7 protein-coding genes are annotated in these 6,345 nt (G+C 71.2%); 1 reads left to right on the top strand and 6 read right to left on the bottom strand.

Going from position 1 to position 6,345, the window contains the following annotated elements:
- Positions 1 to 417: 417 nt before the first annotated feature.
- Complete coding sequence (locus tag PKE44_RS13500; protein ID WP_324552059.1) at positions 418 to 987, top strand: hypothetical protein; 570 nt, start codon at positions 418 to 420, stop codon at positions 985 to 987.
- Positions 988 to 1,160: 173 nt separating this feature from the next.
- On the opposite strand, the gene PKE44_RS13495 is transcribed toward PKE44_RS13500, so the two are convergent.
- The 6 genes from PKE44_RS13495 to PKE44_RS13470 all read right to left on the bottom strand — a co-directional run.
- Positions 1,161 to 2,108 carry an AEC family transporter gene (locus PKE44_RS13495; protein WP_324552057.1) on the bottom strand — a complete coding sequence of 316 codons (948 nt, stop codon included), beginning with the start codon at positions 2,106 to 2,108 and terminating at the stop codon, positions 1,161 to 1,163.
- A gap of 67 nt (positions 2,109 to 2,175) precedes the next feature.
- Positions 2,176 to 3,078: a shikimate dehydrogenase gene (locus PKE44_RS13490; RefSeq protein WP_324552055.1), complete on the bottom strand. Its 903-nt coding sequence runs from the start codon at positions 3,076 to 3,078 to the stop codon at positions 2,176 to 2,178.
- Complete coding sequence (gene aroQ, locus PKE44_RS13485; protein WP_324552053.1) at positions 3,075 to 3,530, bottom strand: type II 3-dehydroquinate dehydratase; 456 nt, start codon at positions 3,528 to 3,530, stop codon at positions 3,075 to 3,077. The genes PKE44_RS13490 and aroQ overlap by 4 nt, the downstream gene beginning before the upstream one ends.
- 99 nt (positions 3,531 to 3,629) lie before the next feature.
- A complete protein-coding gene (locus PKE44_RS13480; protein WP_324552051.1) occupies positions 3,630 to 4,667 on the bottom strand; it encodes a porin in 1,038 nt (345 codons plus the stop codon).
- Positions 4,668 to 4,832: 165 nt separating this feature from the next.
- Positions 4,833 to 5,621: a 3-oxoadipate enol-lactonase gene (gene pcaD, locus PKE44_RS13475; protein ID WP_324552049.1), complete on the bottom strand. Its 789-nt coding sequence runs from the start codon at positions 5,619 to 5,621 to the stop codon at positions 4,833 to 4,835.
- 32 nt (positions 5,622 to 5,653) lie between these two features.
- The coding region (locus tag PKE44_RS13470; protein ID WP_324552047.1) for a lyase family protein at positions 5,654 to 6,345 on the bottom strand (692 nt) is incomplete at its 5' end.

Below are 6,345 nucleotides of genomic sequence, written 5' to 3'. Positions count from 1 at the left end.
GGCTGATGGCCGGCTTCGCGGTGATGATGGTGCTCGACACGACGCTCGGCTGAGCACGCGGGCGGCACTGGATTCGCTTCCAGCCGAGGTCGCGCGCGACGGTACAGTGCGGGCGGCTCCTGCAGCGCGTTCCCCGGCGGCGACACTGCTGCCGGCTTCTGTGATCAGGGACATGCAGCAGAGCGGGCGCGACGGGCGTCGCTGCGCAGCGACGCAAGGCAGCATGCGGTGCCGGGTCACGGTGGATGTTGCACCGCACAAGCACCTGATCGTGATGGCAAAATCCGACATGGCACGGCGCCTGACATCCGGGGCGGGCAGCAGGTCCGAAAGGCTTGCCCGGAAGCTGCGGAATGATCCGGAGCTCCGGCCCAGGGATCCGATCCAGGGATCCGGCTCATCCGAGGTCACACCGCCATGAACATGCACAAGTCGCTGATCGCCGCTGCCGTTACCGTGGTCTGCTCGCTGGGCGGCGGGTATGCGCTCGCCGCGACGGCGACTGAACCCGCCCCCGCCGTGGCGCCGAAGACGCCGGCGGCGAGCGTTCAGCCCGCCACCCCGCCGGCGGCGGCCACCGATACCAGGGTCGTGCAGCCGCTCGACAGCGCCCGCCCCGAGGTCAGCGGCACGCAGCCGACGCAGCCGGCCGTGACGCATGCCAAACCGGAAACCAAACCGGAAACCAAGCCGGAAGCCAGGACCGAAGTGAAAACCGGGGCCGGAACCGAAGCCGGAACAGGCGAGCACCACGAGTACCCGAGCTTCGCGCATCTGGACAAGGGCAAGCTCGGTTATCTGACGCTGGCGCAGACGCGCGGCATTGAAGGTCTGGACTTCGGCAAGGCCGACACCAACCGCAACGGCAAGCTGAGCAAGGCCGAGTACGACGCGGCGCTGCAGGCGCTGGAGCACGGACACAAGTCGCAGCCGCACGGCAAGCATGTGTCGCCCGCGCCGAAGACAGTGCCGGCCACCGAGGGCTGAACCTGTCCGCCGGCCACGGCCGGCAGCAGCAGCAGGGCGGCGATCACGCCGCCCTGCTGTCACGTCCGGACCGGCGGCTTCAGCGTCGCAGCGTCCCGGCCGTGCAACCAGCTCGGCCGCGATCGATACGATCACCACCCGCCGGGATGCGTGCTGCCCCGTGCATCTTCCGCTCAGTGTCCCGGCCAGCCGGGGCGACCGAGCAGCGCGATCCACGCGCTGACCGTCAGCGCTGCGAGCAGGGTCGCGACCATCAGCGCCGCGGCGCAGAGGGTCGCGTCGCCGTACTTCTGGCCGAAGATCGGATAGATGCTGAGCATCGGCATCGCCGCGTAGCCGATCGCTGCGGCCGTGAGCACCGGATCGGCCGGTGGCAGCAGCAGCAGTGCGCCGGCGACCGCGAGCGGATGCAGCAGCAGCTTGGCGCCGGCGATGCGCATGATGTCGCCGCGCAGTCCTTCGACGCGCAAGCCGACCAGCGTGCCACCGATCGTAAACAGCGCCACCGGCGCCGAGGCCTGCGCGAGCAGATCGATCGCGCGCGCGAGCGCGGTCGGCGGGCGCAGTTCGAACAGCGCGCAGACGCAGGCGAGCACGATCGCGATCACGATCGGATTGCGCCGCAGTCCGGCCGCGGCGCGCAGCAGCCCCTGGCGCAGCGTACCGTGTCCGCTGCCGGCTTCGGCCAGCGTCATCAGCAGCGGCAGCATCAGCAGGTTCTCGACGATCAGCGTCAGCGCCAGCGCCAGCGCGGCCCGGGGGCCAAGCCATTGCGCGACGATCGGATAGCCGATGAAACCGCTGTTCGAACAGCTCATGCCGGCGCCGTACAGCGCCGCAGCCCCCAGATTCCACCCCTGCACGCGCGCGGCATACAGCAGCCCGGCGGCAAACAGCACCAGCGAACCGCCGGCGTAGCCGAGCAGGTAGGCGCCATCGAAGGCCGTCACGAAACCCGGCTGCGTCAGCGTGCGCAGGATCAGTGCCGGCAGCGCGATGTGGATCACGAAAGCACCGAGCGTGCGCAGCTCGCTGCGCACGAGCAGACCGAGGCGCACGGCCGCGTAGCCGGCAGCGACGATCAGGAAGATCGGGGCGGTGATGCCGAGGATCTCGGACATAACTTGCACTGCCTCAAGCGCAGGGGGCGCCGGCCGGCTCCGGTCACGGCGCCGGCCGGGCGCGGCTTCAGTCGAGCATCGACAGGAAATGCGCGCGCATGCGCTCGCGGTCAGGCTCGATGCCGGTGAACCACGCGAAGGCGCCGCTCGCCTGGAAGGTAGCCATGCCGCCGCCGTCGACGGTGCGGCAGCCGAGCGCGCGCGCCGTGCGCAGCAGTTCGGTTTCGAGCGGGAAGTACACGACCTCGGCCACCCACAGCGCCGGCCGCAGCAGCGCCGCCGGCACCGCCGTGCCGGGGTGGCTCGCCATGCCGAGCGGTGTCGAGTGGATCAGGCCATCGGCCGGCGCCAGCGCCGCGGCCAGATCGGTGCTCGCACTCGCGCGCAGCGGGCCGAAGTGGCTGCAGAGCCGGTCGGCGAGGGCCGCGGCGCGCTCACCGTCGCGGTCGAACACCGTCAGGTGGCCGGCGCCGAGTTCGAGCGCCGCGTAGCCGACCGCCGCGCCGGCGCCACCGGCCCCGACCAGCACGACGCGCGTCATCGGCGCATCGGGCAGGCCGCGGCGCAAGCCCTCGGCAAAGCCCGAGGCGTCGGTGTTGTGGCCGATGCGCCGGCCGTTGCGGAACACCACGGTATTGACCGCACCGATCGCGCGCGCCGCATCTGAAAGTTCGTCGAGCAGCGGCAGCACCGCCTGCTTGCACGGGTGCGTGATGTTGAGCCCGGCGAAGCCCGTCAGCTCGGCCGCCGCCAGCAGCTCGGGCAGGGCCTCGGGGCCGCGGCCGAGGCGTTCGAGGTCGATGATGCGGTAATGCACCTTCAGCCCGAGCGCGGCGCCTTCGGTCTCGTGCAGGGCCGGCGAGCGCGACAGCTGGATGCCCTCGCCGATCAGGCCGACGAGGAAGTGATCGGGCCGCTGTTCGGACGGATCGGCGCTTCGCGCGGTGGCAGGGGCGCAGGCGGTGCTCATGACGGGTTCTCCTCGAAATGCTGCTGCAGGGCCTGCAGGCCGTACTCATAGCCCCGGGTGCCGAGGCCGCAGATCACACCGATGGCGACGGCCGAGACGTAGGAGTGCTGCCGGAAGGCTTCGCGGCGGTGGATGTTGCTGATGTGGACTTCGACGATCGGCAGCTCACTCGCGGCGAGCGCATCGCGCAGCGCCACCGAGGTGTGCGTCCAGCCGCCCGGGTTGATGACGATGCCGGCGGCCTGCGTGCGTGCCGCGTGGATCCAGTCGAGCATCACGCCTTCGTGGTTGGTCTGGCGGCAGTCGACATCGAGCCCGAGCGCCTCGCCGGCAGCGCGGCAGGCGGCCTCGAGCTCGGCGAGCGTGGTGCGGCCGTAGGTCTGCGGCTCGCGCTGGCCGAGCAGGTTCAGGTTCGGGCCGTTCAGCACGTAGACGGGTTTTTTCTGGTTCATTGCATCTCCTCCTCGTTGTGATCCGGGTGCGCCGTCAGGGACGGCTGCCACCGGCCGGGCCGGCACCGGCGGCGCGTGCGTGCGTCGCAACGCTGCCCCTCAGAAGTCATGGCGGATGCCGATCTGGACGTTGTCGTACTCCTGGCCGATCGCCGCGACCTTGGCGCCGGGGCTGCGGTAGTCGAAGTGCGAGTACTCGATCCAGGTGCGCGTGCGCTTGCTGAAGTTGTACTGGTAGCCGAGCTTGTACTGGTCGTAGTCCTTGCCGCTCGCCGCGTCCGGGTCGTAGTGGCCGTAGCCGGCGCGCACGACGTGGGTCGGGCCGATGAAGTACTCGCCGGTCAGGCCGTAGACCGAGGGCTTCGAATCGCGCGCATCGTTGAGGTGGGCCTGATGCCAGGCGCCGATCAGGTTCACGTCGCCCAGGCGGTACGACGCGGCCAGCCCCCACTGCGTACTGCCGGCCGGGAACTGCGTGTTGCCGTCGACGCCGGCGCTGCCGTAACGCTGGTAGGCCGCCCCGAGCACGAGCGGCCCCTGGCGGTAGATCGCGGCGATGTCCCAGGCATCGACGCCGTCCTGCTTCGCCTGCGCGCCGTCGAGACCGTTGCCGGCGCCGTTGAGCACGAAGGCGCCGGCCAGGCTGAAGCCTCCCCAGTCCGGCGAGGTGTAGCTGATCATGTCGTCCCAGCGGTGCGGCAGGCCGAGGAAGTAGTAGCTGACCGAGGTGTCGTCGCTGTTGAACACGTCATCGAGCGAGGTGGCGAGGAAGTACGGCGTCCACTGCCGGCCGATCGCGACCGTGCCGAGGCTGCCCTTGAGTCCGACCCAGCTCAGGCGCTTGGTGATGGCCGCGCTGCCGGAACCATCGGCCGGCACGCCGAACTCGAACTGCCAGATCGTGGTGAGACCGCCGAGGTCCTCGGAGCCCTTGATGCCGAAGCGCGAGGTCTCGTTGATCACGTCCCAGTTGCTCTGGCCGGTGGTCTTCACATCGACGTAATCGAGACCGAGGCGCACGCCACCGTAGAGCGTGGTTTCGGCGGCGGCGAGCGCACTGCACAGACCCAGGCCGGTGGCGAGGACGCAAACCGCGGGCGCGGCGGGTCTGGCGGGTCTGGCGGTGGACTGCGACATCGTGGAGGTCTCCTGCTCTGGTGGTGGATCGCCGGCTGGCTGCCGGTCTGTCGGGGGGACGGTGCGTACCGCCGGGCAAGCCGCGTCCGCCGGCGGCGCACGCGGCGCCACCGTCTGGCAGGACGGCGGGAAAAACGGACGGGGCGGCGGCGGGTCGCCGTCGGCTCAGTCGCCGAGGAAGCCGAGCACCGCAGCCGTGAAGCCGGCCTCGGCTTCGAGGTTCGACAGGTGGGCGGCGTCGAACTCGACGTAGCGCGCGCCACCGATCGCCCCGGCGAGCCAGCGGCCATCGGCCGGCGGCGTCGCCAGATCATGCGTGCCGGCGATGACCAGCGTCGGCACCGCGATCCGCGTGACCACCGCGCGCTGGTCCATGTCGCGCACGGCTGCGCAGGCTGCGGTGTAGCCGGCCGGGTCGGTGGCTTCGAGCACGGCACGCACGCGCGCGACGGACTGCGGCGCGCGCGCGACGTAGCCATCCGTGAACCAGCGCGTGAGGACGCCATCGGCGATCGCCGCCATGCCGCCGGCGGTCACCGCCGCGATGCGCCGGTCCCAGAGTTCGGCCGGACCGATGCGGGCGGCGGTGTTGGCGAGCACGAGCCGTCCGAGGCGCTGCGGCGCGTGCACGCCGAGCCACTGACCGACCATGCCGCCCATCGACAGGCCGCAGAAGTGCGCGTGTCCGATGCCGAGGGCGTCGAGCAGCGCCAGCGCGTCGCGGCCGAGCTGCTCGATCGTGTACGGGCCGGGCGTGACCGGACTGGCGCCGTGACCGCGCGTGTCGTAGCGCAGCACGCGGTAGCCGGCGGCGAAGGCCGGCAGCTGCGCATCCCACATCGTCAGGTCGGTGCCGAGCGAGTTCGACAGCATCAGCACCGGCGCGCCGGCCGGGCCGTCGAGGCGGTAATGGATGATGCCTGTCTCTGTATTGATGAAATTCGTAATGTTCATGAAGGCGGTCTCCGGGGCGGGTACGGGGCGGTTCAGGGGCGCATGGCGGCGGCGGCGCGGGCATGGGCGCTCAGCACGCGCTCGACGAAGACCCCGGTTGCGCCGAGATACGCGGCCGGGTCGAGCAGGCGGTCGAGTTCGGCCGGCGCCAGGTGTTCGGTGACGGCCGGCATCTCGCCGAGCACTGCACGCAGCGGGCGTTGTCCGGCGAGCGCGCTTCGGCAGGCGCTCCCGATCAGGTGGTGGGCATCGAGCCGGCCGATGCGCTCGCCGAGCGCCATCATCACGGCCTCGGCGAGCGTCAGGCCGTAGGTGGCGTCGAGGTTGGCGCGCATGCGCGCCGCGTCGATCTCCAGCCCCGCGAGCACCGCGTGCAACTGCGCGAGCGCGCCGCCGGCGAGGGTTGCGATCTCCGGCAGCGTCTCCCATTCCGCATGCCAGCCGCCGAGTCCGCGCTCGTGTTCCTGCACCATCGCCGCGAGCATGGTCGCGACCAGGTTCGGCACGCGCACGGCTGCCGCGAGCGCGACGGCACAGCCGACCGGATTGCGCTTGTGCGGCATGGTCGAGGAGCCGCCGCGGCCGGCGCCGGCCGGTTCGAAGGCCTCTGCCGTATCGGTCTGCATCAGCAGCGACAGGTCGCGGGCGATCTTGCCGAGCGTGCCGCTCAGCAGGCCGAGCGAGGTCGCCACTTCCGCGAGCCGGTCGCGGGCGCCGTGCCACG

Source organism: Plasticicumulans sp., assembly GCF_035331805.1.
Classification (GTDB): Bacteria; Pseudomonadota; Gammaproteobacteria; order Competibacterales; family Competibacteraceae; genus Plasticicumulans.
The sequence above is the reverse complement of the archived record's forward strand: the minus strand, read 5'-3'. Positions and strand labels throughout refer to the sequence as shown.